This is a genomic window from Pseudarthrobacter sp. NPDC058329 (genome assembly GCF_042879835.1).
Lineage (GTDB): Bacteria > Actinomycetota > Actinomycetes > Actinomycetales > Micrococcaceae > Arthrobacter.
The window spans coordinates 1-25,226 of sequence record NZ_JBHVZR010000010.1; the positions used below are offsets into that span (position 1 = coordinate 1).

At 66.1% G+C, this 25,226-nt stretch carries 24 protein-coding genes and 1 pseudogene; 13 read left to right on the top strand and 12 right to left on the bottom strand.

Annotation, left to right across the window (positions count from 1 at the left end):
- A pseudogene (locus ACFVYC_RS13685) lies at positions 1-251 on the bottom strand (endonuclease); the annotation flags it as partial.
- A 99-nt stretch (positions 252-350) separates the two neighbouring features.
- Positions 351-1,211 (bottom strand): alpha/beta hydrolase, encoded by an 861-nt coding sequence (locus ACFVYC_RS13690; RefSeq protein WP_387550821.1) that lies wholly within the window; start codon positions 1,209-1,211, stop codon positions 351-353.
- A gap of 204 nt (positions 1,212-1,415) precedes the next feature.
- Here ACFVYC_RS13690 and ACFVYC_RS13695 point away from each other — a divergent pair, with 204 nt between their 5' ends.
- Together ACFVYC_RS13695 and ACFVYC_RS13700 are read left to right on the top strand one after the other, a co-directional pair.
- Complete coding sequence (locus ACFVYC_RS13695) at positions 1,416-2,054, top strand: hypothetical protein (protein WP_387550823.1); 639 nt, start codon at positions 1,416-1,418, stop codon at positions 2,052-2,054.
- On the top strand, positions 2,054-2,284 hold the full coding sequence (locus ACFVYC_RS13700) for a helix-turn-helix domain-containing protein (RefSeq protein WP_387550826.1): 231 nt from the start codon (positions 2,054-2,056) through the stop codon (positions 2,282-2,284). The genes ACFVYC_RS13695 and ACFVYC_RS13700 overlap by 1 nt, the downstream gene beginning before the upstream one ends.
- On the opposite strand, the gene ACFVYC_RS13705 is transcribed toward ACFVYC_RS13700, so the two are convergent.
- Positions 2,281-2,802: a GNAT family N-acetyltransferase gene (locus ACFVYC_RS13705; protein ID WP_387550829.1), complete on the bottom strand. Its 522-nt coding sequence runs from the start codon at positions 2,800-2,802 to the stop codon at positions 2,281-2,283. The two genes, ACFVYC_RS13700 and ACFVYC_RS13705, sit on opposite strands and share 4 nt — an antisense overlap.
- A 251-nt stretch (positions 2,803-3,053) precedes the next feature.
- On the opposite strand from ACFVYC_RS13705, the gene ACFVYC_RS13710 reads away from it, so the two are divergent.
- Both ACFVYC_RS13710 and ACFVYC_RS13715 read left to right on the top strand, forming a co-directional pair.
- Complete coding sequence (locus ACFVYC_RS13710; RefSeq protein ID WP_387551202.1) at positions 3,054-3,431, top strand: MarR family winged helix-turn-helix transcriptional regulator; 378 nt, start codon at positions 3,054-3,056, stop codon at positions 3,429-3,431.
- Positions 3,428-4,687 carry an MFS transporter gene (locus tag ACFVYC_RS13715; RefSeq protein ID WP_387550831.1) on the top strand — a complete coding sequence of 420 codons (1,260 nt, stop codon included), beginning with the start codon at positions 3,428-3,430 and terminating at the stop codon, positions 4,685-4,687. The genes ACFVYC_RS13710 and ACFVYC_RS13715 overlap by 4 nt, the downstream gene beginning before the upstream one ends.
- An 81-nt stretch (positions 4,688-4,768) precedes the next feature.
- Here ACFVYC_RS13715 and ACFVYC_RS13720 read toward each other — a convergent pair whose 3' ends face one another.
- The 3 genes from ACFVYC_RS13720 to ACFVYC_RS13730 all read right to left on the bottom strand — a co-directional run bounded on the left by ACFVYC_RS13720 (position 4,769) and on the right by ACFVYC_RS13730 (position 7,339).
- Entirely contained in the window at positions 4,769-5,236 is a 468-nt protein-coding gene (locus ACFVYC_RS13720; RefSeq protein ID WP_387550834.1) for an SRPBCC family protein, read from the bottom strand.
- A gap of 69 nt (positions 5,237-5,305) precedes the next feature.
- Positions 5,306-6,238, bottom strand: coding sequence for a 2-hydroxyacid dehydrogenase (locus tag ACFVYC_RS13725; RefSeq protein ID WP_387550837.1), 933 nt, complete (start codon positions 6,236-6,238; stop codon positions 5,306-5,308).
- An 87-nt stretch (positions 6,239-6,325) separates the two neighbouring features.
- Complete coding sequence (locus ACFVYC_RS13730; RefSeq protein WP_387550840.1) at positions 6,326-7,339, bottom strand: phosphotransferase; 1,014 nt, start codon at positions 7,337-7,339, stop codon at positions 6,326-6,328.
- Between the two features lie 68 nt (positions 7,340-7,407).
- On the opposite strand from ACFVYC_RS13730, the gene ACFVYC_RS13735 reads away from it, so the two are divergent.
- The 6 genes from ACFVYC_RS13735 to ACFVYC_RS13760 all read left to right on the top strand — a co-directional run bounded on the left by ACFVYC_RS13735 (position 7,408) and on the right by ACFVYC_RS13760 (position 14,467).
- Complete coding sequence (locus ACFVYC_RS13735) at positions 7,408-8,160, top strand: ArsR/SmtB family transcription factor (RefSeq protein WP_387550842.1); 753 nt, start codon at positions 7,408-7,410, stop codon at positions 8,158-8,160.
- A 183-nt stretch (positions 8,161-8,343) separates the two neighbouring features.
- On the top strand, positions 8,344-9,336 hold the full coding sequence (locus tag ACFVYC_RS13740) for a LacI family DNA-binding transcriptional regulator (protein ID WP_387550845.1): 993 nt from the start codon (positions 8,344-8,346) through the stop codon (positions 9,334-9,336).
- 112 nt (positions 9,337-9,448) lie between these two features.
- Positions 9,449-10,768: an ABC transporter substrate-binding protein gene (locus ACFVYC_RS13745; RefSeq protein ID WP_387550848.1), complete on the top strand. Its 1,320-nt coding sequence runs from the start codon at positions 9,449-9,451 to the stop codon at positions 10,766-10,768.
- An 83-nt stretch (positions 10,769-10,851) separates the two neighbouring features.
- Positions 10,852-11,877 (top strand): carbohydrate ABC transporter permease, encoded by a 1,026-nt coding sequence (locus ACFVYC_RS13750; protein ID WP_387550851.1) that lies wholly within the window; start codon positions 10,852-10,854, stop codon positions 11,875-11,877.
- Entirely contained in the window at positions 11,874-12,785 is a 912-nt protein-coding gene (locus ACFVYC_RS13755; protein WP_387550852.1) for a carbohydrate ABC transporter permease, read from the top strand. The genes ACFVYC_RS13750 and ACFVYC_RS13755 overlap by 4 nt, the downstream gene beginning before the upstream one ends.
- On the top strand, positions 12,782-14,467 hold the full coding sequence (locus ACFVYC_RS13760; RefSeq protein ID WP_387550855.1) for an alpha-amylase family glycosyl hydrolase: 1,686 nt from the start codon (positions 12,782-12,784) through the stop codon (positions 14,465-14,467). The genes ACFVYC_RS13755 and ACFVYC_RS13760 overlap by 4 nt, the downstream gene beginning before the upstream one ends.
- 25 nt (positions 14,468-14,492) lie before the next feature.
- On the opposite strand, the gene ACFVYC_RS13765 is transcribed toward ACFVYC_RS13760, so the two are convergent.
- From ACFVYC_RS13765 to fdhA, 5 genes are all read right to left on the bottom strand, one after another.
- Positions 14,493-14,708 (bottom strand): hypothetical protein, encoded by a 216-nt coding sequence (locus ACFVYC_RS13765; RefSeq protein WP_387550858.1) that lies wholly within the window; start codon positions 14,706-14,708, stop codon positions 14,493-14,495.
- 37 nt (positions 14,709-14,745) lie between these two features.
- Positions 14,746-16,107 (bottom strand): MFS transporter, encoded by a 1,362-nt coding sequence (locus ACFVYC_RS13770; RefSeq protein ID WP_387550861.1) that lies wholly within the window; start codon positions 16,105-16,107, stop codon positions 14,746-14,748.
- A 79-nt stretch (positions 16,108-16,186) separates the two neighbouring features.
- Complete coding sequence (locus tag ACFVYC_RS13775; RefSeq protein WP_387550864.1) at positions 16,187-17,104, bottom strand: serine hydrolase; 918 nt, start codon at positions 17,102-17,104, stop codon at positions 16,187-16,189.
- Positions 17,105-17,298: 194 nt separating this feature from the next.
- Positions 17,299-17,649 carry a GNAT family N-acetyltransferase gene (locus ACFVYC_RS13780; protein WP_387550867.1) on the bottom strand — a complete coding sequence of 117 codons (351 nt, stop codon included), beginning with the start codon at positions 17,647-17,649 and terminating at the stop codon, positions 17,299-17,301.
- 113 nt (positions 17,650-17,762) lie between these two features.
- Positions 17,763-18,980: a formaldehyde dehydrogenase, glutathione-independent gene (gene fdhA / locus ACFVYC_RS13785; RefSeq protein WP_387550870.1), complete on the bottom strand. Its 1,218-nt coding sequence runs from the start codon at positions 18,978-18,980 to the stop codon at positions 17,763-17,765.
- 318 nt (positions 18,981-19,298) lie between these two features.
- On the opposite strand from fdhA, the gene ACFVYC_RS13790 reads away from it, so the two are divergent.
- On the top strand, positions 19,299-19,628 hold the full coding sequence (locus ACFVYC_RS13790; RefSeq protein WP_387550873.1) for a DUF6457 domain-containing protein: 330 nt from the start codon (positions 19,299-19,301) through the stop codon (positions 19,626-19,628).
- On the opposite strand, the gene ACFVYC_RS13795 is transcribed toward ACFVYC_RS13790, so the two are convergent.
- Positions 19,629-21,956, bottom strand: a complete 2,328-nt coding sequence (locus ACFVYC_RS13795; RefSeq protein WP_387550876.1) for an FdhF/YdeP family oxidoreductase — start codon at positions 21,954-21,956, stop codon at positions 19,629-19,631.
- Between the two features lie 253 nt (positions 21,957-22,209).
- Between ACFVYC_RS13795 and ACFVYC_RS13800 the strand changes: the two genes are divergently transcribed.
- Both ACFVYC_RS13800 and ACFVYC_RS13805 read left to right on the top strand, forming a co-directional pair.
- Positions 22,210-23,913, top strand: a complete 1,704-nt coding sequence (locus ACFVYC_RS13800) for a RecQ family ATP-dependent DNA helicase (RefSeq protein WP_387550879.1) — start codon at positions 22,210-22,212, stop codon at positions 23,911-23,913.
- A gap of 53 nt (positions 23,914-23,966) precedes the next feature.
- Entirely contained in the window at positions 23,967-25,166 is a 1,200-nt protein-coding gene (locus ACFVYC_RS13805; protein WP_387550882.1) for a TerC family protein, read from the top strand.
- Positions 25,167-25,226: the final 60 nt, after the last annotated feature.

Below are 25,226 nucleotides of genomic sequence, written 5' to 3' on the forward strand. Positions count from 1 at the left end.
ACCGGCGCGTCCGGCGGCGCCACCGCATCGACGGTATCCGCGTACTTCACCGCAGCCCGGGCCTTCAGACCCGCGAACCCGGCCTCGGCTTCATGGGCTCCGGCAAGGATGTCCAGGCACCCATCCCCCAGCCCCGCCAACGGATCAGCCTCCGAAAACGGCTCCGCACCACACCCGTCCACCTCGGCATGAAGCACAGCAAGGGCGGACTTGATGTCCTCAAACGCCTTCGCCACCGCCGCTTTCCCCATATACCAATCATCGTGAGGGGGTCTGACATTCCTGCAGCACGGCTGGAAACCGGAAAGCCAGTTTGGGGACTTCGGGCGTCGACGGCATAAAAGATCGCCCTATTCCCGCACCCACCCAACCTTCCGCAGCCATCCGGTCAGGATGGGCAGGACCACCGAGCTGTGCATCGCGCCGAGATGGTCCAGCCCGGGAAGGACGTGAATTTCCCAGCCCGCGGCGGTGAGTTCGTCCAGGTGCCGGGCCAGCGGCTCACCGAGACTTACCCGGACGCCGCCCCACTGCGGGCTGTAATCGATTTGGTCGTCGGATCCGGCGAAGGCAAGCCGGAACAGACCGGGCGGCACCGGGGCGGCGCCGTCGTCGAAATCCTGAAGCGCCTCGTAAAGGGTCACGAACTGGCGGGTCTGTGCCTCGGTGGTCTGGACGGCAACGGCGTCCCAGTCCCCCGGCTCGGCGTCTTCGACGGCAACAGCGGACGGGTCCGGCGGCTGCGTGGACGCCGTGTGGGCCGCGCGTGTGACGGCGAGCATGCTCCGGTACGGCCCGTCCTTCGGCGGGAATCCTCCCATCGCCAGGGCCCGGAGGCGGTTGGTACGAAGAGCCAGTTGGAGGCCGGCCAGCGCCAGCCAGGAGTACCCGTAATAGCCGAAGGCATCGGCGCCGCCCGCATCCGCGATGGCAAGCAGGTCCGCGGCAAGATTGTCCGGGGTGAGGGTCAGCGCTGCCGGCTGGGCCATCCGGTGGCCTTCGTAGTCGGCCACGATCACCCGGTTCGAACCGGAAAGCCCAACCACCAGGGCGGGTCCGAGGTCAGGATCGCCGCCCCACCTGCGCAAGGTCTCCGCCTCGGCCGGCGGGTGCGGCTCAAGCCGGGCGGGCAGCAGCAGCGCGGGCCCGTCCCCGTGGATGGTGACCTGAATGATCGAACCGTCGTGAAGGACAGCCTCGGCAGCAGTCATTGCGGACGCCCTCGGATGAAGGATTGCATAAATCCAAGGATGGCACCGGCAACCGGGCATTGACCCGATTTTGTGGCAGGACGCAATCCGTGTGGTGGCGTTGGGCCGGATCCACCTGTGATGCCTCACCCTTGACCTGCCCGGCAGCGACCAGTAGGTTATCGATTGTCGTTATTATTGATAGTCGATAACCGTGGGGAAAAAATGAAACTGGCAAGGGGCGCCGTGCGCCGTACACCCGGCAGCAAAAGCATTGTGTCCAGGGCGGACGCAATGGCGCTGATGATCATCTCGGCTGTTGCGGCTGTTGCCACCACGGCCATGACAGTGTCCGGCATCGCCGCTTACTTCACCGGACCCGTGACACTGACCTTGCCCCTGACCACCACGCGGCCTGCTCCGACTGACCTGCACCTGGGAGCGCAGGCACATTTCACCTCGGTGGAAACAGCCATCCCTGCACTGCCCACCGGCGAAGCTGCCCTGCTGGCATGGTCCGGGGCGCTGAACCAGCTCAGCGCCCTGGCCGTTATGGCCCTGTTGTTCCTGCTGGCGTTCCGGCTGCGGGGCGAGAACCTGTTCACCGCGGGTTCGGCATCAGTCGTGGGCAGCTGCGGAGCGGTCCTGGCGCTGGCAGGCAGTGCCGGGCAGGTTCTCGACCAGGTGGCCCGGGGCCGCCTGGCGGAAGCCATCAGAGTGAATGCGCGGGCCGCAGGAGAAAGCGTTACTTTTATGGGGAGCTTGAACTTCGCGCCAGTGGTCGCCGGATTTGTGCTCATCCTCGTGGCCGGAGTGTTCCAATTCGGCGGCCGCCTGCAGAAGGACACCGAGGGCCTGGTCTGATGCCGGCCGAGGACACAACAGGCATCCACTGCCGGCTCGACGAACTGCTGGAACAGCGGGGCATAACGCTGACGGAGCTGAGCAGGCGCGTTGGGGTAAGCCTGGTCAACCTGTCGGTCCTGAAGAACGACAGGGCCAAAGCCATCCGGTTCTCCACATTGTCAGCCGTCTGCCGGGAGTTGGACTGCGAGGTGGGAGACCTGCTGGTGGCGGATACCGCCGCCGGCTAACTCCCGAGCAACCGGCCAGGCGGCCGCCCGTCGCGGACCATCCTGATTTCGGGCACGTTCTCCCACTCGGGCGGAAGCAGGCCCCGCTTGCCGTCCGGCCGGAAACCATGCGCGCGGTAGAAAGCCTGCGCCCGGGGATTTTCCTCCAGCACCCAGAGGTACGCCGGAGACTGTCCAGTAGCGGCACCCAACAGGGCCGCCCCCAATCCCCTGCCTTGCGCACGGCCCAGCACGTAGATCGAATACAACTCCAGCGGCACGGGACTGTCCTCGTCACGGCCTGGTCCGGCGTCGGCCAGTCCCACCACCTCGCCACCGGCATCCAGGGCAATGATCCGCGGGTCCGCAACGTCAAGATACTTACGACGGCGGTCCACGCGTTCCGGAATTGCGTTCCGGCGGGCGGCGAAAAACGCCGGCGACAGCAGATGGGGGTAGCACTCCTCGTGGGACAGCGTGTGCATCAGCACCACCGCCTCGGCGTCCTCAGGACTGGCTTGGCGAAGCTGGTAATCCATGCCTCAGCCTAAGGCTGCTTCGACGCGGCGCCACCCAGGAGCCCACTCCGCCCGGAAGCCGTGACGCAACTCAACCTCGCACTCCTTGCCGTTTTTGGCCGCCAGGAGGAAAATGGTTAGCAGAACTAATTAGCAGTGCTAACCACTTCAGGAGGCGCAAAGCCAGCGTGACCACCACCAAAACCCGGAACAGCCAAGCCCCCGAATCCGCCAGCCCCGACAGCCTGGCCATAGACCTCCGCACCGCCGTGATGCGCACCTCCCGCCGGCTTCGCGTCGAGGCAACCGGCGAGGTGATCACCCCCGGCCAGTACACGGTGCTCGCCCAGCTCAACGGCAGCGGCGCACAGACCCTCCGTGCACTCGCCGAACGGGAGCACGTGCAGGCCCCTTCCATGACCCGGATCGTCAACGCCCTCGCCGAGCAGGGTTTTGTGTCCAGGGCTGCCAATCCCGACGACGGCCGGCAGGTCCACGTGGACATCACCGACGCCGGGCGGGCCGTCCTGGCGGAAGCCCGGAACCAGCGCACGGCATGGCTGGCGCAGCGCGTGGCGGGGTTGAGCGAAGAGGACCGGCTGATCCTAAGCCGCGCCGCCCACATCATGCAGGAGATGAGCGGCAAATGAGCGCCATGTTCCGGGCTCTGGAAAACCGCAACTACCGGATCTGGGCGGGCGGTGCCCTGGTATCCAACGTAGGCACCTGGATGCAGCGGATCGCCCAGGACTGGCTGGTCCTGACGGTCCTCACCAACCACTCGGGCGCCGCCGTGGGCATCAACACCGCCCTGCAGTTCCTGCCCATGCTGCTGCTTGGCCCCTACGGCGGAGTGCTGGCAGACCGCTACCGCAAACGGGTAATCCTGCTGTGGACACAGGTGGCCATGGGCATGACAGGGCTCGCGCTTGGACTCCTGGTGGTCACCGGAACCGCCCAGCTGTGGCACGCCTACCTGGCCGCCCTTTGCCTCGGTATCGCCAGCGCCATCGACGCCCCCGCGCGGCAGTCCTTTGTGTCCGAACTCGTGGGGCAGGACAACATCTCCAACGCGGTGGCACTGAATTCCGCCTCCTTCAACACCGCCCGGCTCACGGGCCCGGCCATCGCCGGTGTCCTCATTGCGGTGGTGGGCACCGGACCCGTCTTCCTGCTCAACGCTGCCAGCTACGCCGCGGTCATCATCTCGCTGTTCCTGATCCGGACCTCGGAGCTGGCCAGGTCCGCCCAGGCAGGGCGCGGCAAGCACCAGGTGGCCGAGGGCATCCGCTATGTGCGCCGCAGGCCGGACCTGGTGCTCATCATGATCCTGGTGGGCATCCTTGGCGCCTTCGGCATGAACTTCCCCATTACCAACGCGCTGATGGCCACCACGGAATTCGGTGTGGGGCCCGGCGAGTTTGGCCTCCTCGGCTCCATCATGGCCGTGGGCACCCTCGCTGGCGCCCTGCTGGCCGCACGACGGGCGGGCCCGCGGCTCCGCTTCCTCCTTGGCGGTGCACTGGGAATCGGCGCCTTCACGATCCTGGGCAGCGTATCGCCGTCGTTCTGGCTCTACGCCGCCGCGCTGATCCCGGTGGGCCTGGCGTCCATCACGTTCCTGAACAGCTGCAACACCAGCATCCAGCTTTCTGTGGAGCCACAGTTCCGCGGCCGGGTACTGGCCCTGTACTTGGCCATCCTCCAGGGCGGAACTGCCGTGGGTGCGCCCTTGATGGGCTGGATCGGCAGCGAGTTCGGCGCCCGCTGGTCCGTGGCGGTGGGCGGGATCGTTGTCCTCCTGACCGGGCTGGCCGCAGTGATCGTGGTCAGTCGGCGCAACAGCATGAGCTTCCGCGACAACCTGCGGATCGTCTTCCGCCGGCGGCGCGAGCCGGCGGTCTGAACAGCGGACGACGCCGGCGCCGGGCTTCCGCCGTCGCCGCCCCTCGGGTGAGGCTGCTTCGCTCCGCCGAGGGCGCCGTCGTCAGCTCTTTTTCGCCGCCACGGCCTCGGTAAGCGACTTCAGCCCACGCTCGAAGTCCGACCCCACCATCTTGTCCATGTTCACGAAGAGGGCAAACACCTTGGCGGCGCCCTTGTTTTCGCCGGTCATGGCCCAGGTAACCTCGGTGCCGCCCGGCACCGGCGTGAACGTAAAGGACGTTGGGTTCAGCGCCTTGAAGGGCTTGGTGAACTGCAACCGGACAGCGATCTGGCTGGACGGGACGGACTCGACGATCTCCATGGTTCCACTGCCGGCCTTGCGGTTGCCGCTCCACTCATAGCGGGCACCCACGCCGGCGTCGCGGCCGAAGTATCGCCGGTCCATACCCGGATCAACTGATTCCCACGGCGACCACTTGGTCCATTCGTGAAAGCTGTTGACCAGCGGAAAGATGTCTTCGGCGGGGGCAGGAATGACCGCGCTGCGGCGGACCTCATAAGTGGACATGGCCCCAGCATAAGAGCCGGAGCCATGCCTGCACAGGCCGCCGCACCGTCGATGCGGCAATCCAAGTGCCTAGCTCCGGGCCGGACCGCCCAGCACCACGTTCACCGGCTCCTTGCCCTCCAGCATCAGTGCAATCTGCTGCTTGATCAGCCGGACCATCCGCGGGAACATCGCCGAACTTGCCCCGCCCACGTGGGGGGTGATCAGCACGCCGGGCGTGGTCCACAGCGGGTGGTCGGCCGGCAGCGGTTCGGGATCCGTGACGTCCAGGGCGGCCCGCAAACGGCCGGAGGACGTCTCCGCCAGCAACGCGTCGGTGTCCGCCACCGGGCCGCGGGCCACGTTCACCAGCAGGGCGCCATCAGGCATGGCGGCGAGGAATTTGGCGTCCACCAGCTGCCGGGTCTGCTCGCTCAGGGGAACGCTGACCACCACGATGTCGTGCAGCGGCAGCTGCTCGTACAGCGCATCAATACCGAAGATCCGGCCTCCGGCGTCCTCGCGTTCACGGCTGGCCATCCGGGTCACGGAGGTTTCGAACGGCAGCAGCCGCGCCTCGATGGCCTTGCCCACTCCCCCGAAACCCACCAGCAGCACCCGCCGGTCCGCCAGGCTGGGGCGGTGGCCGTTGTCCCACGTCCCGGTGGACTGGTTCCGCGCGAAGTCCGCCATCCCGCGCTGGCTGGCGATCATCATGCCCAGGGCGAGTTCCGCCGTCGACGTCTCATGGACGCTCGCCGCGTTGGCGAAAAGGCAACCGCTGGGCAGAATGTCTGCGACGCCGTCGTATCCGATGGACTGGCTCTGGATCAGGCCGATGTCCACGGACTTGAGCGCCTTCAGCACCTCCGGCCCGCGCATGTACGGCGGCACCACGATGTCGAACCGCTCTGCCGGCGCGGGCCCGGAAAAGTCCCACAGCAGGAATTCGACGCCGGCCGCCGGCTCCAGCGCCGCCAGCAGTTTCTGGTCGGGAAGGGCGACCCGCAGCGGCGCGGTCATGCCACTGCCCCAAGGAGTTGTGAGGATTTCATAAGGGTGATCCTAGTGCGCTGTCCGGCGGAACGAGCAGTTGGCCGACCGCTTCCGTCACACTGCCCGTGCCAGCAGCTGCGCCGTTGCCAGGACGATGTTCCGCTGGTCCGCGTAATGGCTGGTCAGGGATTTCTCCAGCTCCCTGAGCCAGCCGTTGCCGGCGTTGTTGAGGAGCGGTTCATCCGCGTCCAGGACTGCCCCTGACTCGACCAGTTGCTGCGCTGCGAGTTCCGCGCGGTGCAGTTGCAGCTCCTCAAGATTCACGGCCAGCCCGGCACCCTGTTCGTAACCGGCCAGGAACGCTGCGAGGAGTTCCGGGTGCTCAGGTGTGCCCGGGTTCGTGCCGAGGAGGTCGCGCACGGCCGAGGCCACATCCGCGGCGGCGGGCATTACGCCGCTTTCGTCCAGGTCAAAACAGGTGGCTTTTCCCTGCGACCACCGGAGGTTGTCGAGCTCAAAGTCCCCGTGCCCCAGCACGAGCCACCCCGGATTTCGTCCATCGCCCAGCAGGTTCAGGACCTGCGCCGCGTGCCGCAGGTCATCGTCCGGATGCGTCGCCAGGCGGGCGAAGACGTTCTCCTGCCGAGCCTCGTGCCCCACCGGCCCGGCAGCCTGATGAAAGTCCGCAAGGGCCGCTCCCCAGGCTGCGGCAGCCCCGGCGTCGAGCCCGTCCGCGTCCAACTCATCGCCATCGGCCCTTCGGACCACGCACGCGGCCATCTCACCGAGTGCAGTGGGGATCAGCTCCACCGGGCGGCCTGCGCGTGACCGCACCAGACCCGCAACGGCAACTCCGGCGTCGCCGAGCCTGGCGTGCAAGTGGGCTCCCCGCTGAAGGCGCGCCCCCGCCGTCGAGCCCGCCGGTGCGAAGCGTGCGTAGAGCACCCCGCGGGTATCGCCACCAGGCGGGATGACGAAGACGTGCGCCGCCGAGGAACGCCAGTACTGGAGAACTCCGGCCGGGATGTCCCAGCGCAGGCCAATGGCATCCGCCACCGGCGAGCGCCACCCGTCGTTCACGGTGGCCCGCAGCTCTGCAATTCGACCCAACGGCAGCATGGTGACCATCCTGACATGCGTGGCTTTACTCCGGGACCCCTTGATAGGTGACCATATGGTCACCTATCATTGATCCTATGGATGCCGTATTCAAGGCACTCTCCGACCCCACCCGGCGGGAACTGCTCGATGAGCTCTTCCGGGAAGACGGGCAGGCCCTCGGTGCTCTTGAGGGCCGCTTCGACATGACCCGCTTCGGGATCGCCAAGCACCTTCGGATCCTGGAGGAAGCCGGCCTGGTGGTGACCCGCCGCCGGGGGCGTGAAAAACTGCATTTCCTGAACCCGGTCCCTATCCGGCTCGTCCACGACCGCTGGGTGAGCAAATACGCAGAACCATGGGCCGCTGGCCTCAGCGACCTCAAATCCAGATTGGAAAGTCCCATGGAAAAAATCTTCGAAATCTACATCAAGACCACGCCGGAACTGCTCTGGGAAGCGATCACGGACAGCGGGATCCGCAGCAAGTACCAGTTCGGAAACACCATCGAGGCCGACTGGACGCCGGGCGGCCGGTTCACCATGAACAACGTCAAGGCCGACGCGCCCCTGGGCGAAGGCGAGAACCTCGAGGTGGACCCGCCCCGCCGGCTCGTCCAGACCATGCGTGCGCTCTGGGGTGAGGACGTCAAAGCCGAGGGAACCTCGAAAGTCACCTGGGACATCGAGCCCGTGGGCGACTCCTGCCGGCTCACCGTCACGCACAGCGACCTCCGCGAAGGCGCCAACGAACAGCTCTACGGCGGCTGGCCCATGATCCTCTCCGGCCTGAAGACCTGGCTGGAGACCGGCGAAAAACTCACCACTCCCGGTTCGCTTATGTACACGTAAGCCCGCCGCTGCACCAATGGGAAGCGGACGACGGCGGGAGCGGGCCGTGTGCCCCTCCCACCGTTGTTTCCGAAACAGTCACGTCCCCGGCGCCTCCCCCTTTACTGTTGTTGAGGCGGTTTACGTAACCGTTTACGTAAACCGTTTGCGTACATGCCGGCAGTAAAGCTCAAAGGAGAACCAGTGGTCACCATCAGGGACGTCGCCACGCACGCCGGCGTATCTCCCGCCACTGTCTCCTGGGCGGTTAACGGGCTGGTGGGTTACTCCGACGAGACCCGTGAGCGCGTCGAGGAGGCGGTCCGCAAACTCAGCTACGAAACCGACTCGCTGGCACGGGGCCTGAAGACCCGGCAAACCTCCGTGATCGGGCTGCTCGCACCTATGGTGTCCGACGCCCTGGCTTCGCAGGTGATGCAGGGTGTGGAGGAGGAAGCACAGGAACGCGGTTATGCCGTGATGCTGGGCCGTACCGGTGCCAAGTCCGCCTACATCGCCAGCTACCTGCGGACCCTGCGCACCTACCGGGCAGCCGGTGTCATCCTTGTCTCGGCGGTTATCAAACCCGAAATCCGGCAACTGCTGGGCCCCACCGTCCCGGTAATCTCCGTTGCCATCAGCGACAAGTCAGGCTCACCGAGCGTGGCCATCGACGACGAGAAGGCGGCCTATGACGCCACCCGCCACCTGCTGAAGCTGGGCCACCGCCGCATCGGGCTGCTCGCCGGCAACCCGGAGTCGGTCTTCGTGGCCCGGCCCCGGCAGCGCGGCTATCTGCGGGCCATGGCCGAGGCCAAATGCGGGCCGGTCACCGCCGCCGGCAACTTCTTCTACGAAAGCGGCGCACCCGGCCTGGACAACCTGCTGGAACAGGACCCGGACCTCACCGCCATCTTCGCCGTCAGCGACGAAATGGCTGCCGCCGTGGTCAACGAACTGCAGAAGCGCGGCCGCCGCGTGCCCGAAGACGTGTCCGTCCTCGGCTTCGACAACACCTCCACCGCCCTGCACGTCCACCCGCCGCTGAGCACCATGGCCCAACCGCTGGAGGAAATGGGCCGGATGGCGGTCAAGAAACTCCTCCGCTCCCGGGACCTCGGGCCGCGGATCATGCCGCACAAACTCATCGAACGGGGCTCCACCGCCCCGCTCCCGCCAGCCGTGAACCAGACCTAACCCCAACCCACTCGCCCCCAACAAAAGGCGGCGGCCGGCACCTCCGCGTGCCGCTGTCGTCGTGATCCCCTGCGCCCAAAAACAGGCGAAACCCCATCAAAAGGAGCATTACATGAGGCAGCGTCGCCACACCTGGCAGACACTTATCACCACCACCGCCCTGGCCACGGCCGCCGCCGTCGGCCTGACCGCGTGCGGCGGTTCAGGCGCCGAGCCCAAGGCCGCCCAGAGCTCAGCAGCAGCGTTCGAGGGCAAGGGCCCCATTAACTACGTCTCCAACCGCGATGCCTCCGGCGCGGCCAACAAAACGATTGAAGAGTGGAACGCCGCGCACCCTGAGGAGAAGGTCACGTTCATCGAACTGCCGGACTCCGCGGACCAGCAGCGCCAGCAGCTCATCCAGAACGCGCAGATCAAGTCGGACACCTTCAGCGTGCTGAACCTTGACGTCGTCTGGACCTCCGAGTTCGCCGCCAACAAGTGGATCCTGCCGCTGCCCGAGGACGCCGTCCCCACGGACAAGATGATCCCCGCCACGGTTAACGCTGCGACGTACCGGGACTCCCTGGTGGGTGCCCCGTACTACACCGACGGCGCCCTGTTCTACTTCCGCTCGGACCTGCTCAAGGCCGCCGGCATCGCCGCGCCGCCCACTACCTGGGACGAAATGAAGAACGCCTGCAAGGCCATCCTGGCCCTGCCCGAGGCCGCCGGCATGTCCTGCTACACCGGCCAGTTCGACAAAAACGAGGCCCTCACCGTCAACTTCTCCGAAGCCGTGGCTTCGGCCGGAGGCACCGTGGTGGACGCCGAGGGCAAGCCCACGGTTGACACCCCCGAAGCCAAGGAAGGCCTGAACCTGCTGGTGGACGGCTTCAAGGAAGGACTCTTCCCCTCCGACGCCATCACGTACCTTGAAGAGCAGGGCCGGCGCGCGTTCCAAGACGGAAAGCTCGTGTTTATGCGCAACTGGCCCTTCCTGCACGCCTCCCTGAGCGCCACGGACGGTTCCAGCCAGGTGGCCGGCAAGTTCGACATCACCTCCATCCCCGGCACGGACGGCCCCGGCGTCTCAACCCTGGGCGGCCGCAGCCTGGCCATCTCGCCGTTCACCCCGAACAAGGCCACGGCACTGGAGTTCGTCAAGTTCTTCACCAGCGAAGAGCAGGCCCAGAAGCGCCTCGCCCTCAGCTCCCGCGCCCCGGTGTACGCCTCCCTCTTCGAGGATCCCGCCGTCGTGGCCAAGCGCCCGTTCTTCCCCACCCTGCTGAAGTCACTCGAAAACGCCCAGCCCCGCCCGAAGGTGGTCCAGTACGGCGCCACCACCAAGGCCATCCAGGAAGAGGCCTACGCGGCCATCACCGGCACCAAGGACACGGACGCGGCCCTGAAGGACATGCAGGCCAAGCTCACCGAGCTGTCCGCCAAGTAATCCCCGCAGTTCCACCACGTGCCTGGCCGGCCGGTCCACCCCGGCCGGCCAGGCAAACTGCAGACTTCAGTTAGGGACCAAGCATGACCACCACCACCGTTTCGCCCGCCGGCGCGCATCCCGGCACGCCCCAACCAGCCGGGCCGGGCAGGCACGGCAAACGCACCGCCGGCGAAGGCCGGATGGCCGCGATGCTGCTCTCCCCCACCCTCCTGGTGCTGGCCCTGGTGATCGCCTACCCGCTCATCTCCGCCATCCACCAGTCGCTGTTCCGCGCCGATTCAGGCCTGGACGCGGACGGCTTCGTTGCCGAAGGCGAAGCGTTTGTGGGCCTGGCCAACTACTTTGACCTTTTTGTTGGTGAATCCGGCCGGCGCTTCCTGAACGCCTTCGGCAACACCACGTTCTTCACCATTACCACGGTGCTGCTGGAGACCCTCCTGGGCCTCGCCCTGGCACTTGCCATGAACCGGGCTTTCAAGGGCCGGTCTTTCCTGCGGGCCAGCATCCTGGTGCCCTGGGCCGTGCCCACCGCCGTCTCGGGGCTGCTCTGGCGCTGGATCTTCCAGTCGGACGGAATCGCCAACACACTCCTTGGCAGCGAAATCCTCTGGACCGCCGAGGGCAACGCCTCCAAGGTCGCCGTCATCATCGCCGAGGTCTGGAAGACCGCCCCGTTCATCGGCCTGCTGGTCCTGGCCGGCATGCAGATCATTCCGGAGGAGGTGTACGAGGCCGCGAAGATCGACGGCGCCGGCTGGTGGCGGCAGCTGGGTTCCATCACCCTGCCGCTGGTCAAGCCCACCCTCCTTGTCGCGGTGCTGTTCCGCATGCTCGACGCCCTGCGGATGTTCGACCTCCCGTTCGTCCTGATCGGACCGGGCAAGGAGTCCGTGGAAACCCTGTCCATGCTCGCCTGGGACGAGTCCAACCAGCTCCGCTACGGCTCCGCATCTGCCTTCGCCGTGATCCTGTTCCTGTACGTTGCCGCTGTCGCCATCGTGTTTGTGAAGGTGCTCGGCGCAGACGTGACCGGCGCGAAGCAGCTCGGCGCCAAGCGCCGGGAACGCAAGGCAAACCGCACACAGAAGGCTGAGGCCACCCGATGACCATCTCCGACCTCCGCAACGCCGCAGCAGGCTCCGGCGCATCGAGGACGGCCGGCGCCGCTGTGCCCGGCCGGCCGAAAGCCAAGCGCACCTGGCGCTCCTACTCCGTCTACGCAGGCCTGGCATTGATTTTCATCTACTGCCTGGCTCCCTTCTACTGGATGATCGTTTCCAGCCTGCGCCGTACCGCGGACATTTTCGACAACACCCTGCTCCCGGCGCCGTTCTCCCTCGAGAACTACGCCAAAGTGTTCGACGGCTCCACCCTGTTCGGCCAGGCACTGCTCAACAGCCTGATCGTGGCGGGCGTGACCACCGTGGCCGCGCTGGTCCTGGGCATCTTCGCCGCGTACGCCATCTCCCGGCTGAACTTCCGGTTCAAGTCCGTGATCCTCGGCGTTATTATTGCGACGTCGATGTTCCCCGGCATCTCGGTGGTGGTTCCCCTGCTGCGGTTCTTCACGGACCTGGGCTGGATCAACACCTACCAGGCCATGATCATCCCCAACCTGTCCTTCGCCATTCCGCTGGCCGTGTGGAACCTGACCACGTTCATGAAACAGCTGCCGTTCGATCTCGAAGAGGCTGCGATGATCGACGGCTGCACCAAGTGGCAGGCGTTCCGCAAGGTCCTGCTCCCGCTGGCCGCGCCTGGCGTGTTCACCACCGCGATCCTGACCTTCATCCACAGCTGGAACGAGTTCATCATCGCGCTGTCCATGATCAACGATCCGAAGATCCAGACCGCCACCGTGGCCATTTCCAAGTTCACCGGCGCCACCGAATTCCAGGCTCCGTTCGGTGAGCAGATGGCCGCCGGTGTAATGGTCACCGTTCCGCTGGTGATCATGGTGCTGGTCTTCCAGCGCCGGATCGTTGAAGGGCTCACCGCAGGGGCAGGCAAGTGAGCGCTTCCGCGCCGGAGCAGGCAACGCACGACGACGGCACCCGCCCGGCGGGCTCCGTCACCACGGGTGGGGCGGCCGCCGAGTGGTGGCAGTCCGCCGTGATCTATCAGGTATATCCGCGCTCCTTCGCGGACGGGGATGGCGACGGCGTGGGCGACCTCGCCGGCCTGACCGCCCGGCTGCCGTACATCGCCTTGCTGGGCGTGGACGGGATCTGGATGACTCCGTTCCAGCCGTCGCCGCAGCTGGACCAGGGCTACGACGTCAGCGACTACTGCGGAGTCGACCCGCTGTTCGGCACCATGGCCGACTTCGACAAGGTCCTCGACCTGGCCCACTCGCTGAACCTCCGCATCCTGCTGGATGTTGTGCCCAACCACTGCTCCTCCGCGCACCCGCTGTTCCAGCAGGCCCTCGCCGCAGGGCCTGGATCGAAGGAGCGCGAGCTGTTCCACTTCGTGGAGGGGCGGTCCTCCGCTCCTGGCCCGGACGGGTCAGCGCTGAGCGACCTGCCGCCCAACAACTGGCAGAGCGTCTTCGGCGGCCGGGCCTGGTCCCGCGCGAATCCGGAGTCGGACACAGACACCCAGTGGTACCTGCACCTGTTCTCGGCCGGGCAGCCGGACTGGAACTGGCGGAACCCCGCGGTGGGCGACTACTTCGAGAACGTCCTCCGGTTCTGGTTCGACAAGGGCGTGGACGGCCTCCGGATCGACGTCGCCCACGCCCTGTTCAAGGCCGAGGGGCTTCCCGATGCCCCCTCCGCCAGCCCGGTGGTGGACGGCCTGCGCTCTAACCCGCTGGTCTCGGACCAGGAGGAGGTGCACGAGGTGTACCGCCGCTGGCGCCGGCTTGCGGAGAAGTACCAGCCGCAGCGGCTGCTGGTGGGCGAGGTCAACCTCGAGCCCGCCCGCGCCGCCCGCTACACCCGCGGCGACGAAATGCACCAGGCCTTCGCGTTCGCCTTCGTCCGGCTGGGCTGGGACGCGCAGGCGTGGGCCACAGTGGGCACCGAGCTTGAGGCCGCCCGCAGGCTTCACGGTGCGGCTCCCACGTGGGCGCTGGAAAACCACGACATCGTCCGCTCCGCAACCCGCTTCGGCGGCGGCGAGTTGGGGACCCGTCGTGCCCGCGCCGCCCTCGTGGCGCTGCTCGGCCTTCCCGGCTCCGCTTACATCTACCAGGGCCAGGAACTGGGGCTTCCCGAGGTGGACGTCCCGCTGGAGGCGCGCGTTGATCCGATGTGGGCGCGCGGCGGGGTCACCCGCGACGGCGCCCGGGTCCCCCTCCCGTGGACGGAAGATCCAACGCTCACACACGGGTTCTCGGAGCAGGAGCCGGCCGCCGATCCTTGGCTGCCGGTGCCGGCGGGCTGGGGCGGTCACGCCGTCGAGCGCCAGCAGCAGGACCCGCAGTCCGTGCTTCACCTGGCGAGGCAGACCATCGCCCTCCGCCGCCAGCTGTGGGATGAGGGTGTCTTCACCGCGGACGACGGCGGCACCTGGCGGGTGGAGGAAGGGAACCTCCTGCTCTGCGAGCGCAACTCCGGCTTCCTGGTGGCCCTCGCAATGGGGACCGACCCCGTAAAGCTGCCCGCCGGCGTCGTACTTTCCAGCGCCTTCCCGCTGGAGGTTGACGGGTGGCTGCAGCCGGACAACGCCGTGTGGATCCGGCGCAACTAGCAGCACGTGAAGGGGATGGGCAGCACTATCCGGCCGGTGGCCGGTTGGTGCCGTCCCATCCCCTGCGCCGCAGGCCGCGGGTGGCCACCAGCGAGCCGCCGATGAACAGCACGCCCAGGACCACCGTCGCAACGCCCACGTAGAACCAGCCGCCACGGCCGAAGATCATCAGCGCTGCGCCGAGGATACACAGGCCTTTCGCGGTGATGTCCAGGTACAGCTGCGCCTTGGGAGAAGCCATAGCTCCACGATAAACCCGGCTGTCCACCATGGGCTGCTTACTCCGTCTGCTGCCGCCAGAACAGGAACACGCCGAGGGTCAGCACACAGAGGACCAGCATGGCGAGCACCATCCGCGCCCAGCTCCCCTGATCCACTCCCGATGCCGCGAAGACGCCGATCATCACGGTGGCGGTGATCGCCCCAACGTACCGGCAGGTCTGGTAAATACCTGCCGCGACGCCCCGTTCCTGCGGCCGGGTGGAGACGAACATGCCCTGGTTGGTGGCAATGCTGACCGTTCCGTACGGGATGCCCATCAGTGCCGTCAGCACCACCACCAGCGGGATCACCAGGGTGCCCGTGAGCAGCCACATCAGGGTGGCCACCGCGGTCAACAGGACGACGCCGGCAATCAGCACGCGCCGCACGCCGAACCTTCCGATCGCCTTGACTGCCCACGGGGTGGCGACGACGGACATCGCAGCCAGCGGCAGCATGAGCAGCCCCACCACGCCGGGATCATAGCCGCCCGCTTCCTGCAGCAGCTGGGGAAGGCCGAAAAAGATGAAGTAGTAGACGCTGCTGAACACCGCGAAGCCCAGATACACCAGCATCAGGGGACGGTTGCGTCCCAGCAGCCTCAGGTCCAGGAACGGCCGGTTGAAGCGCAGCTCGCGCCAGGCAAAGAGGGCCGCGATGGCGGTTCCGGCGGCCAGCATCCACCAGCGGTAGCCCGGCACCACATTCAGCGCCGCCATCATCACCAGCAGCAGGGCTGCTACAAAGGCCAGAATCCCGGGGATGTCCGAATCCCGGATCAGTTCTGCCAGGCTGCCGTGTTCCCGGACCTCGTCCCGCGGAGCAGCCTGCCGCACGATCAGCAAAGCAGCCAGCGCCAGCGGCACATTGATCAGGAACAGGGCCTCCCAGCCCACGAAACCCACCAGCAGGCCGCCGATCACCGGTCCCACGGCCGCCGCGGAGGTGTTGGCCATCTGGAGCCGGCCCAGCGGTCTGGCGGAGTCCACGTTGGCGCGGTGGGCAACTGCCCCCACCATCACCACCGCGCTGGGATACGCCGTGGCGGTGCCCAGCGCCATGACAGCCCGGGCAACGCAGAGCAGGGCGAAGTTCGGCGCGAGCGGTGCCAGCGCGCAGGTGACGGCGACGAGCGCCATGCCGAGCATAAACATCCGCCGCGGCCCGAACCTGTCGGCCAGCCGGCCCATCACCGGCTGGCCCGCGGCCGAGGCGAGGTAGAAGGAGGTGACCACCCAGGTGACGGCGGCGACGTCGAGCCCGAAATCGGCGCGGAGCACCACCAGTGCCACGGCGATCATCGACGAATTGAGGGGGTTCAGTGCCGTGCCCAGGCTGAGCCCGGCGACGGCCAGGGCAGTCCGGGGATTGTTGCTCACGGAAACAGTCTTACCCACGGGCACGGGCGTTCGCGACTTTGATGAACCCGTCGGGGATTACTCCCCCTGAACGGGCGGGTTACTCGCCCACCTGGACGGGCGGGAACAGCGATTTTTCGATCAGGCCGGTGAGCTCGCGGATCACGTTAGACTGCCCGGGTTCCTTGAAGCCCCCGGGGTTCTCGGTGTAAATAACCAGCACAAAGGAGGACCCACGGTAGGTCAGGACGCTGGCGTCGTGGAGTTCGCCGGCAAACTCCCCGTACTTGTGGAACACCTCCACACCGGCCTGTGACCCGGCGGGGATCAAATCCTCGTTGTTGGTGTCCTGCATAAAGCCGAGCAACTGGGCTGTGTTCTCGGCGTTCAGCAGGTCGCCCGCGTAAAGCTGCTTCAGGACCAGGGCCATCTCCGCGGGGGTCAGGAGATTTTCTTCGGGATCGTAGGCGACGCCGATGGAAGCGGCGTACTCGGTCAATTTCTCGTAGCCCACGGCATTCATCAACAGCAGCCAGGAATCGTTGTTGCTCTGGTTCACCATGGCTTCGAGCTGGAACGCCGCGTCATAGTTTCCCAACGGATCGTCCAGCTCCGCCCCGCCGGTCTCCACCAGGTGGTAGTAGGCCGCCGCGGTGATGATCTTCGCGGTGCTGGCTGCCGTGAAGGCTTCCTGGTCCCCGAAAGTCAGCGCGGCATCGCCGGACACGTCCGCCAAAGCGAGCCCGATCCTGTAATCGCTGTTCTCTTCAAGAACTGAGTCGATACTGTTCCGCAGGGATGCCGGGGCCACGGCTACTGGGGCTTCCGGAACAGCTGCGGGGACGGGGCCGGCCGGGCCCGAAAGTGGTGTCCCGGACCGGACGGCGGCAAACACCACTGCCCCCGTAATCACCAGCGCGACCACAGCAAACAGGAGCGCCAGCGGCAGGGTCCGGAGTCCTTTCCGGGGCGCGCGGAAATGGCGCCCGGCCGGGGGCAGCACTGGGTCCACCGACATAGAACTCCTGCAAACTCGACGGTCACAAAAAGCGCATCGGGCGCCCAGCGCACACCGATGCTAAGGATGCCGATTAAAGCACACGGGACTGTGATCTGCCTGAGTATGGTGTGCAGGCGGCCACACCACACCCTTGTCCGAACGCCCTACCCGGGCCCGGACGGCACACCCGTAACCCGCAGGTGCGCAGTCCGTCAGCGGGTGCGGGCCGCGAGCGCGGTGTCCAGAAATTCCAGGTGGGCCGGGGCCGTGCGGACCGTGTGCGCCGCGTATTCGGGGTGCTTGGTGAGGAACTTCTTGATGTAGGGGCACACCGGAACAATGCCGAACCCCGCACTGACCGTTTCATCCAGGGCCGCCGTGGCGAGCTGCCCTGCCAAACCCTGGCCGCCGTATTCCTCGTTGATCACGGTGTGGTAGAAAATCCGCTGGGGTGAGGCGCCGCCGTCGTAATCCCTGTACGCTGCCTTGCCGATCACGATGCCGGCATCGAGGATTTCGAAGCGCTGGCGGCCGGGGTTGTGGCGGACGGTGATCTGGCTCAAGGGGATCTCCTTCGATGCGGTGGTGTTGCTGCCCGTGCAAAGCCTAACCCGGGCAGGGCAGCCGTTATTTCCGCATCGATGTCCGCACCATGACCACCGTCCGCCGCTCAGCCCTAGCTCAGGTAACCGTTCGGATTGAGGACGTACTTGGTGGCAGCACCGGCGTCGAACTCCGCGTACCCCTTCGGTGCCTCTTCCAGCGAGATGGGCTTGGCATTGACGTTCTTCGCAATGCTCACCCTGTCATTGAGGATTGCCATCATCAGCTGCCGGTTGTACTTCATCACCGGACACTGGCCGGTGGTGAAGCTCAGCGACTTGGCCCAGCCGGTGCCGAGGCTGAGGCTCAGGGCGCCCTTCTTGGCTGCCTCGTCGATTCCGCCCGGGTCACCGGTGACGTACAGCCCGGGAATGCCGAGGGCCCCGCCGGCAGCGGTGATGTCCATCAGCGAGTTCAGCACGGTGGCAGGTGCTTCCTCTGCGTCCCTGCCGTGCCCGTGCCCCCGGGCCTCGAAGCCCACGGCGTCCACGCCGCAGTCCACTTCCGGTACGCCGAGGAGTTGTTCGATCTGCTCTGACGGGCCGCCCTTGGTGAGGTCCACCGTTTCACAGCCGAAGCTCCGGGCCTGCGCGAGCCGGTCCTCGTTGAGGTCCCCGACAATCACGACGGCGGCGCCCAGCAAATGCGCGCTCGTCGCCGCTGCGAGGCCAACCGGTCCTGCGCCCGCCACATACACGGTGGAACCAACGCCCACGCCGGCGCTGACGGCACCATGGAACCCGGTGGGGAATATGTCCGAGAGCATTGCCAGGTCCAGGATCTTCTCCATGGCCCGGTCCTTGTCCGGGAACTTCAGCAGGTTCCAGTCGGCATAGGGCACCAGCACGTAGTTCGCCTGGCCGCCCACCCAGCCGCCCATGTCCACATACCCATAGGCGCTGCCCGGACGGTCCGGGTTCACGTTCAGGCAGATCCCGGTTTTGCGTTCCTTGCAGTTCCGGCAGCGGCCGCAGGCAATGTTGAATGGCACCGAACACAGGTCTCCGACTTTGATGAACTCGACGTCGCGGCCCACTTCAACCACTTCACCGGTAATTTCGTGGCCCAGTACGAGGTTCGGTGGTGCGGTAGTGCGTCCGCGCACCATGTGCTGGTCCGATCCGCAGATATTGGTGGCCACGGTCTTGAGGATCACGCCATGGTTGACCGGACGTCCCACGTTGGCGGGATTGACGCCGGGACCGTCCTTGAGTTCGAAGCTGGGGTAGTCGATGTCGATTACTTCAACCTTGCCTGGCTCTTTGTAGGCAACGGCTTTGTTCCCTGTCATCTATCTCTCCTGTGGTCAGGCCCGCCCGGAGGGGCAGCCGTGATTGGGGTAGGTGATGTACCCCTGCAGGCGGTGCCCCCGCGCCGATCAGATGGCGCATTCCTTAATGCCAGTGATCAGGTGCTGGCGCTCCTGGGCTGGGGTCCGCCCAGTCTAGGCGGGGCCGGGGAACCTGTTCCAGAGTCATAAGCGAGGGAGCTCTACCCTTTTTTTGAATTAGGGGTTTTGGTGAATCCATGACTTCCGCTGCGAAGCCTTGTAATGTCGGCACCGGAATGCAGCGAGTTGTTGGGCACCATGTTGACGAAGGAGCAAACCATGGCAGTCAGTGACGAAGAAGCACAGGTATTGGACCAGTGGAGCAACCGGCTTGCCCAGGCGCTGCAGATCCTGGACCTGGACGTGGACAACGAACTACTCCTTGACCTCGCCCGCAAATCGGCCGAGTCCGTGATCCACCCGGCCGCCCCGGTCACCACTTTCCTGGTGGGTTACGCCGCCGGCCTCCAGGCTGGAACCGGCAGCGCCGGGACGCGCGAAGCATCAAGCGCGGCGGTCTCGAAGGCTGCAGGCGTGGCTTTCGGGCTGTGCGAGGACGGGCACGACGGCGGCCCGGCCAGCCAGGGCTGGGCTGATACCGCGCAGTAGCTACCCGGCCGCCGTCGGCTCGTCTTCGAGCACCAAAGCGGGTTCAAGCCGGACGATCACGGCCTTGGACGCCGGCGTCTGGCTGCCCTCCGCCACGCTCTCCAGCGGCACCAGGACATTCGCCTCCGGGTAGTAGGCCGCCGCGCACCCACGCGCCGACGGGTAGGACACCACCCGGTAGTTCCGGAGCACCCGCTCCACGTTGTCCGGGTATACGCCGCGGACGTCCACGTGCTGGCCGTCTTCGAGCCCCAACTCGGCCAGGTCCGCAGGGTTCACGAACACCACCTCGCGGCCTTTCTTGATTCCCCGGTACCGGTCGTTGTGCCCGTAGATGGTGGTGTTGAACTGGTCGTGGGAGCGCATGCTCTGCAGGATCAAGGTGCCCTCCGGCCGTTCCACGTGTTCGAGCTCGTTGACGGTGAGCATGGCCTTGCCCGTGGGCGTGTTGAAAGTGCGGGAGTCACGGGGTCCGTTGGGCAGGACGAAGCCGCCGTCCTGCCGGATCTTCCGGTTGTAGTCCTCACAGCCCACCACCACGTGGGAGATGTGGTCCCGCACCAGGTCATAGTTCTTTTCGAAACCGGCCCAGTCCGCGGTCACCCGGTCCCCCAGCACCCGCTGCGCCAAGCGGCACACGATGGCTACCTCGGACAGCAGCCCCGGAGCGACCGGTTCCACCGTGCCATGTGAGGCGTGCACGGCGCAGACAGTGTCCTCCACCGAGACGAACTGCGGGCCGGACTCCTGCCTGTCGATCTCTGTGCGTCCGAGCGTTGGGAGAATCAAGGCCTCCGCGCCGGTCACAGCGTGGGAGTGGTTGAGCTTGGTGGAGATCTGGACTGAGAACTCCGTGTTTTCCATCGCCGCTTCGGCCGCTTGAGTGTCCGACATGGCGCCCACGAAGTTGCCGCCCAGGGCTATGAACACCTTGATGCCGCCGTCGCGCATCTGCCGGATCGTTTCCACCGCGTCCACGCCGTGCTCGCGGGGCGGTTCGAAGCTGAATTCCTTGCCCAGCGCGTCCAGGAATGCCGGCGGCATCTGTTCCCAGATACCCATGGTGCGGTCCCCCTGGACGTTGCTGTGCCCGCGGATGGGCGAGGCGCCGGCACCGGGTTTGCCGATGTTCCCGCGGAGCAGCAGCAGGTTCACGATCTCCTTGATGGTGGGCACGGCCTTTTTGTGTTGCGTGATGCCCATGGCCCAGGTGATGATCACCTTTTCGGCGCGCAGGTAGCGGTCAGCGAGTTCGTCGATCTGGTCCGGGCGCAGCCCGGTAGCCTCCAGGACGGTGGCTTCATCCAGCGTGGCAAGGTGCGCACGCAGTTCCTCAAGCCCCAGGCAGTGTTCCTTAAGGAACTGGTGATCCAGCACGGTCCCCGGCGCGGCGGCCTCGGCGTCCAGGACGCGCTTGGACACAGCCTGCAGCAGCGCCATGTCCCCGCCGATCCGGACCTGGAGAAATTGATCTGCCAAGTCCGTGCCGCGCCCAATGATCCCTTTCACCTTTTGCGGGTTCTTGTAGCGCATCAGGCCTGCTTCGGGCAGCGGGTTGACCGCCACGATGCTGGCCCCGGCTTCCTTGGCTTCCTCCAGCGCGGTAAGCATCCGCGGGTGGTTGGTGCCGGGGTTCTGGCCCATGATGATGATCAGGTCGGCCTTGGCGAAGTCGTTGTAGGAGACCGTGGCCTTACCGACGCCGATGGTCTGGCCCATGGCCCAGCCGGAGGATTCGTGGCACATATTGGAGCAGTCGGGCAGGTTGTTGGTGCCGTATCCGCGGATGAACAGCTGGTATAGGAATGCTGCCTCGTTGGAAGTACGGCCGCTCGTGTAAAACGCTGCCTGGTCCGGACTCGGGAGCGACGTCAGTTTGTCCCCGATGATGCCGAAGGCCTCATCCCAGCTGACAGGCCGGTAATGGTCCTCACCTGCCCGCTTGTGCACGGGCTCCGTGAGGCGGCCCTGCATGCCCAGCCAGTACTCGGACCGCTCCCGCAATTCGCTGACCGGATGTTCGGCCCAGAACTCCTGAGCGACCACCACGGGGGTGGCCTCCCAGGTGACTGCCTTGGCGCCGTTCTCACAGAATTCAAACGTTTTGCGGTGCCCGGGGTCCGGCCAGGCGCAGCTCATGCAGTCAAAGCCGTCCTTCTGGTTCAGCGCCAGCAGGGTTTTCCGCGACCTGTCCACACCCATGTGCTTCAGCGCCGGCTGCATGGAGTGGTATACGCCGGGCACTCCGGCAGCCCAGGTCTTGGGATGTCCGGTCACCTCAAGCGCGGATTCGTCGGCTTCTTCGACCTTCGGGTTTTCGCGCGTCACGATGCACTCTCCTTGCTCGTCCCGGCTCCAAACGCCTCAGCTTCTGCCGGCGGACCGGTTCCTTCCACAGTTGTTCAGGGTGGCCGCGAAGTCAAGGATCGAACCGGGCAGGTGCATAACAGCCGCCCGGGCGAGATAGGGGGTGGTTGTCCACAGGGGATGAAACAAGGACGACGGCGGGTCCCGGCCGCGTTAGGCTTGGTACTCGGCTGAAGCAAGCGGCCGCAGGACCCACTATGCGGAGCCGCTCTAAATGTCCGACGATCTTGCCCTCAGCGCCCTCGCGGCGTCCTCCTTTTCCCTGCCCCACCTGCGCGACGGCCAGCTGGATGGCATCCGCGCCCTCGCCGGCGGCCGTGACGTCCTGGCCGTGATGCCCACCGGCTACGGAAAATCCGCCATCTACCAGGTCGCGGCCCGGTACCTGCACAACACCACGGGACGTCCCGCTGTCGTGGTTTCCCCGCTCATTGCCCTGCAGGAGGACCAGTTGGACGGGCTCGCCGCGGAGCTGGGCGAGGGCGCCGCCGTCGCCGTCAACTCCTCCCGCAGCGATTCAGAGGTGGAGGCTGCCTGGCGGGCTGCCGAATCAGGCGGGGCAACCTTCCTGTTCCTTGCACCGGAGCAACTTGCCAAGCAGGAAACCGTGGACCGCATCGCCAAACTCGATATCTCCCTGTTCGTGGTGGACGAGGCCCACTGTGTCTCCTCCTGGGGCCACGACTTCCGGCCCGATTACCTCGACCTGGGAAACGTGCGCGAGCGGCTGGGCAATCCGCCGGCAGCAGCTCTGACTGCCACCGCTTCACCGCCTGTGCGCGATGAGATTTGTGAACGGCTGGGCATGAAGGACCCGCTGGTCCTGGTCCACGGCTTCGACCGGCCCAACATCGCCCTCGACGTGGTGCGCCACCAGGAGGACAAGGGCAAGCGCAAGGCGGTCCTGGAGCAGGTTGCAGCGCTGGCCCGGGAGCAGGGCCAGGGGCTGCTCTACGCCGCCACCCGCAAAGATACCGAGAAGTACGCCGCCAAGCTCGAAAAGGAAGGGCTTCGGGCGGAGGCCTACCACGCGGGCCGCTCTGCAGGGGACCGTGAGCGCATCCACGAACTGTTCCTGGACGACCAACTGGACGTCGTGGTCGCCACCACCGCTTTCGGCATGGGGATCGACAAACCCAACGTGCGGTATGTGGTGCACGCCGACATCCCGGAGTCCCTGGACTCGTACTACCAGGAGATCGGCCGGGCAGGCCGCGACGGCGGGCCTGCTTCGGCTGTGCTGCACTACCGCGCCGAGGACATTGGCCTGCGGAAGTTCTTCGGGACGCACTCCCCCGATCCCGATGCGCTGTTGAACGTGTTGAAGGTGCTCAAGTCCGCCGGCGCAGCCACGCCCAAGACCTCCCTTGCGGAGCTCACCGGCTTCCCGGTCCGCCGGCTGACGGGGCTCGTGAACCAGCTGGAGGAGACGGGGGCCGTCACCACGGGCAAGCGCGGCATCCGCCTCACGTCCAAAGCCAAGCTGCCTTCCCTGGTGGACCGCGCCGTCGACATGGCCGAGGCCCGGCAGCGCGTGGACCAGTCCAGGCTCACCATGATGCGCGCGTTCGCGGAGACGGACAGCTGCCGCCGGCAGTTCCTGCTGGGCTACTTCGGCGAGGACCTGCCGGAGCCGTGCGGCAATTGCGACGCCTGCGCCGACGCTGCCGGGCACGCGGATGCGCCCGCTCCGGGAACAGGGAGGCACGACGACGGCGGGCCGGAGTCCGCGGAACAGGCCGCCTCAGGTGCCGGCGAGCCGTTTCCGCTCCAGTCCGCAGTGGTCCACAAGGAGTGGGGTCCCGGGCTGGTGATGCGGCATGAGGATGACGTCATCACTGTCCTGTTCGAGCAGGAGGGCTACAAAACCCTGTCCCGCACCGCCGTCGTGGAGCACGAACTCCTGAGGCCTGCTTAGCTGCTGCCCGCGCGGGTAGGCTGGAAGGACACTGACGACGAAAGGCCCGCCGCGTGGAAGTACCTTCCTATATCTGGACCCTGACCATCGCAGGAATTGTTGGCCTGCTGGCCTTCGATTTCTTCTTCCATGTGCGAAAGGCCCACACGCCGTCGCTTAAGGAGTCCGCTACCTGGTCCGCCATTTATGTGGGTATCGCGTTGCTCTTCGGGCTGGGAGTTCTGTTCTTCGGCGGGCCCACGATGGGCACGGAGTACTTCGCGGGGTACGTCACGGAGAAAGCACTCTCGGTGGACAACCTCTTTGTGTTCCTCATCATCATGGCGAGCTTCAGGGTGCCCCGCGCCGACCAGCAGAAGGTGCTGCTCTTCGGCATCGTGTTCTCGCTCATCGCCCGCACTGCATTTATCTTCCTGGGTGCCGCGCTGATCAACAGCTTCGCCTGGGTGTTCTACATTTTCGGGCTCATCCTGCTCGTCACTGCCGGCAACCTGCTCCGCCCGAACGCCCACGACGACGAGTCCGAAGGCCTGGTGGTCCGGCTCGCCAGGAAGTTCCTCCCGGCGTCGGAACACTACGACGGCGACAAACTCTTCACCATGGAGAACGGGAAGCGGGTCCTCACCCCGATGCTGCTGGTGATGGTGGCCATCGGCGGAACGGACATCCTCTTCGCGCTTGATTCCATCCCGGCCATCTTCGGCCTGACCCAGAACGTTTTTATAGTCTTCACCGCCACCGCGTTCTCCCTGATGGGCCTGCGGCAGCTGTTCTTCCTGATCGACGGGCTGCTGGACCGGCTGATCTTCCTCTCCTACGGCCTGGCGGCAATCCTCGGCTTCATCGGCGTCAAGCTCATTCTGCACGCCCTCCACGAAAACACGCTTCCGTTCATCAACGACGGCGAGCACGTCAAATTGGTGGAAGTCAGCACCGAAGTCTCCCTGAGCGTGATCCTCGGCGTCCTGCTGGTGACGGTCCTGGCGTCCATCTTCAGCCCCAAGGGCAAAGCCAAGAATGCCGTATCGGGCGCCAAGCGGCACGCCAACGAATACCTGGACCTCAACTACGAGACGGACATGGTGGAGCGGGACAAGCTCTTCGCGAAGATGTGCCGCGAAGAGGATCAAATCCGCCAGCTGCCCGAGAAGTACAAGAGGCTCGTCCGCAACGAGACGGAGTTCCTGGACCTGCTGCGCCGCGCCCATGTGGAGCACGACAAAGCCCAGGTGCGCGCGGACGCGAAGGGGTAACCCGGCCGATTGTCGGTGCCCCTTGCTAGGTTGGATTCAAGGCCAGGGGAAACGTCCTCC

Excerpts from the sequence above, each read along its gene's own strand:
- ACFVYC_RS13725 (WP_387550837.1), bottom strand. The coding sequence starts at position 6,238 with ATGACCGCGCCGCTGCGGGTCGCCCTTCCCGACCAGAAACTGCTGGCG.
- fdhA (WP_387550870.1), bottom strand. The coding sequence starts at position 18,980 with ATGACAGGGAACAAAGCCGTTGCCTACAAAGAGCCAGGCAAGGTTGAA.
- ACFVYC_RS13755 (WP_387550852.1), top strand. The coding sequence starts at position 11,874 with ATGACCATCTCCGACCTCCGCAACGCCGCAGCAGGCTCCGGCGCATCG.
- ACFVYC_RS13705 (WP_387550829.1), bottom strand. The coding sequence starts at position 2,802 with ATGGATTACCAGCTTCGCCAAGCCAGTCCTGAGGACGCCGAGGCGGTG.
- ACFVYC_RS13750 (WP_387550851.1), top strand. The coding sequence starts at position 10,852 with ATGACCACCACCACCGTTTCGCCCGCCGGCGCGCATCCCGGCACGCCC.
- ACFVYC_RS13775 (WP_387550864.1), bottom strand. The coding sequence starts at position 17,104 with ATGTCGGTGGACCCAGTGCTGCCCCCGGCCGGGCGCCATTTCCGCGCG.
- ACFVYC_RS13695 (WP_387550823.1), top strand. The coding sequence starts at position 1,416 with ATGAAACTGGCAAGGGGCGCCGTGCGCCGTACACCCGGCAGCAAAAGC.
- ACFVYC_RS13735 (WP_387550842.1), top strand. The coding sequence starts at position 7,408 with ATGGATGCCGTATTCAAGGCACTCTCCGACCCCACCCGGCGGGAACTG.
- ACFVYC_RS13710 (WP_387551202.1), top strand. The coding sequence starts at position 3,054 with ATGCGCACCTCCCGCCGGCTTCGCGTCGAGGCAACCGGCGAGGTGATC.
- ACFVYC_RS13730 (WP_387550840.1), bottom strand. The coding sequence starts at position 7,339 with ATGGTCACCATGCTGCCGTTGGGTCGAATTGCAGAGCTGCGGGCCACC.
- ACFVYC_RS13720 (WP_387550834.1), bottom strand. The coding sequence starts at position 5,236 with ATGTCCACTTATGAGGTCCGCCGCAGCGCGGTCATTCCTGCCCCCGCC.
- ACFVYC_RS13765 (WP_387550858.1), bottom strand. The coding sequence starts at position 14,708 with ATGGCTTCTCCCAAGGCGCAGCTGTACCTGGACATCACCGCGAAAGGC.
- ACFVYC_RS13800 (WP_387550879.1), top strand. The coding sequence starts at position 22,210 with ATGTCCGACGATCTTGCCCTCAGCGCCCTCGCGGCGTCCTCCTTTTCC.
- ACFVYC_RS13790 (WP_387550873.1), top strand. The coding sequence starts at position 19,299 with ATGGCAGTCAGTGACGAAGAAGCACAGGTATTGGACCAGTGGAGCAAC.
- ACFVYC_RS13745 (WP_387550848.1), top strand. The coding sequence starts at position 9,449 with ATGAGGCAGCGTCGCCACACCTGGCAGACACTTATCACCACCACCGCC.
- ACFVYC_RS13700 (WP_387550826.1), top strand. The coding sequence starts at position 2,054 with ATGCCGGCCGAGGACACAACAGGCATCCACTGCCGGCTCGACGAACTG.
- ACFVYC_RS13715 (WP_387550831.1), top strand. The coding sequence starts at position 3,428 with ATGAGCGCCATGTTCCGGGCTCTGGAAAACCGCAACTACCGGATCTGG.
- ACFVYC_RS13690 (WP_387550821.1), bottom strand. The coding sequence starts at position 1,211 with ATGACTGCTGCCGAGGCTGTCCTTCACGACGGTTCGATCATTCAGGTC.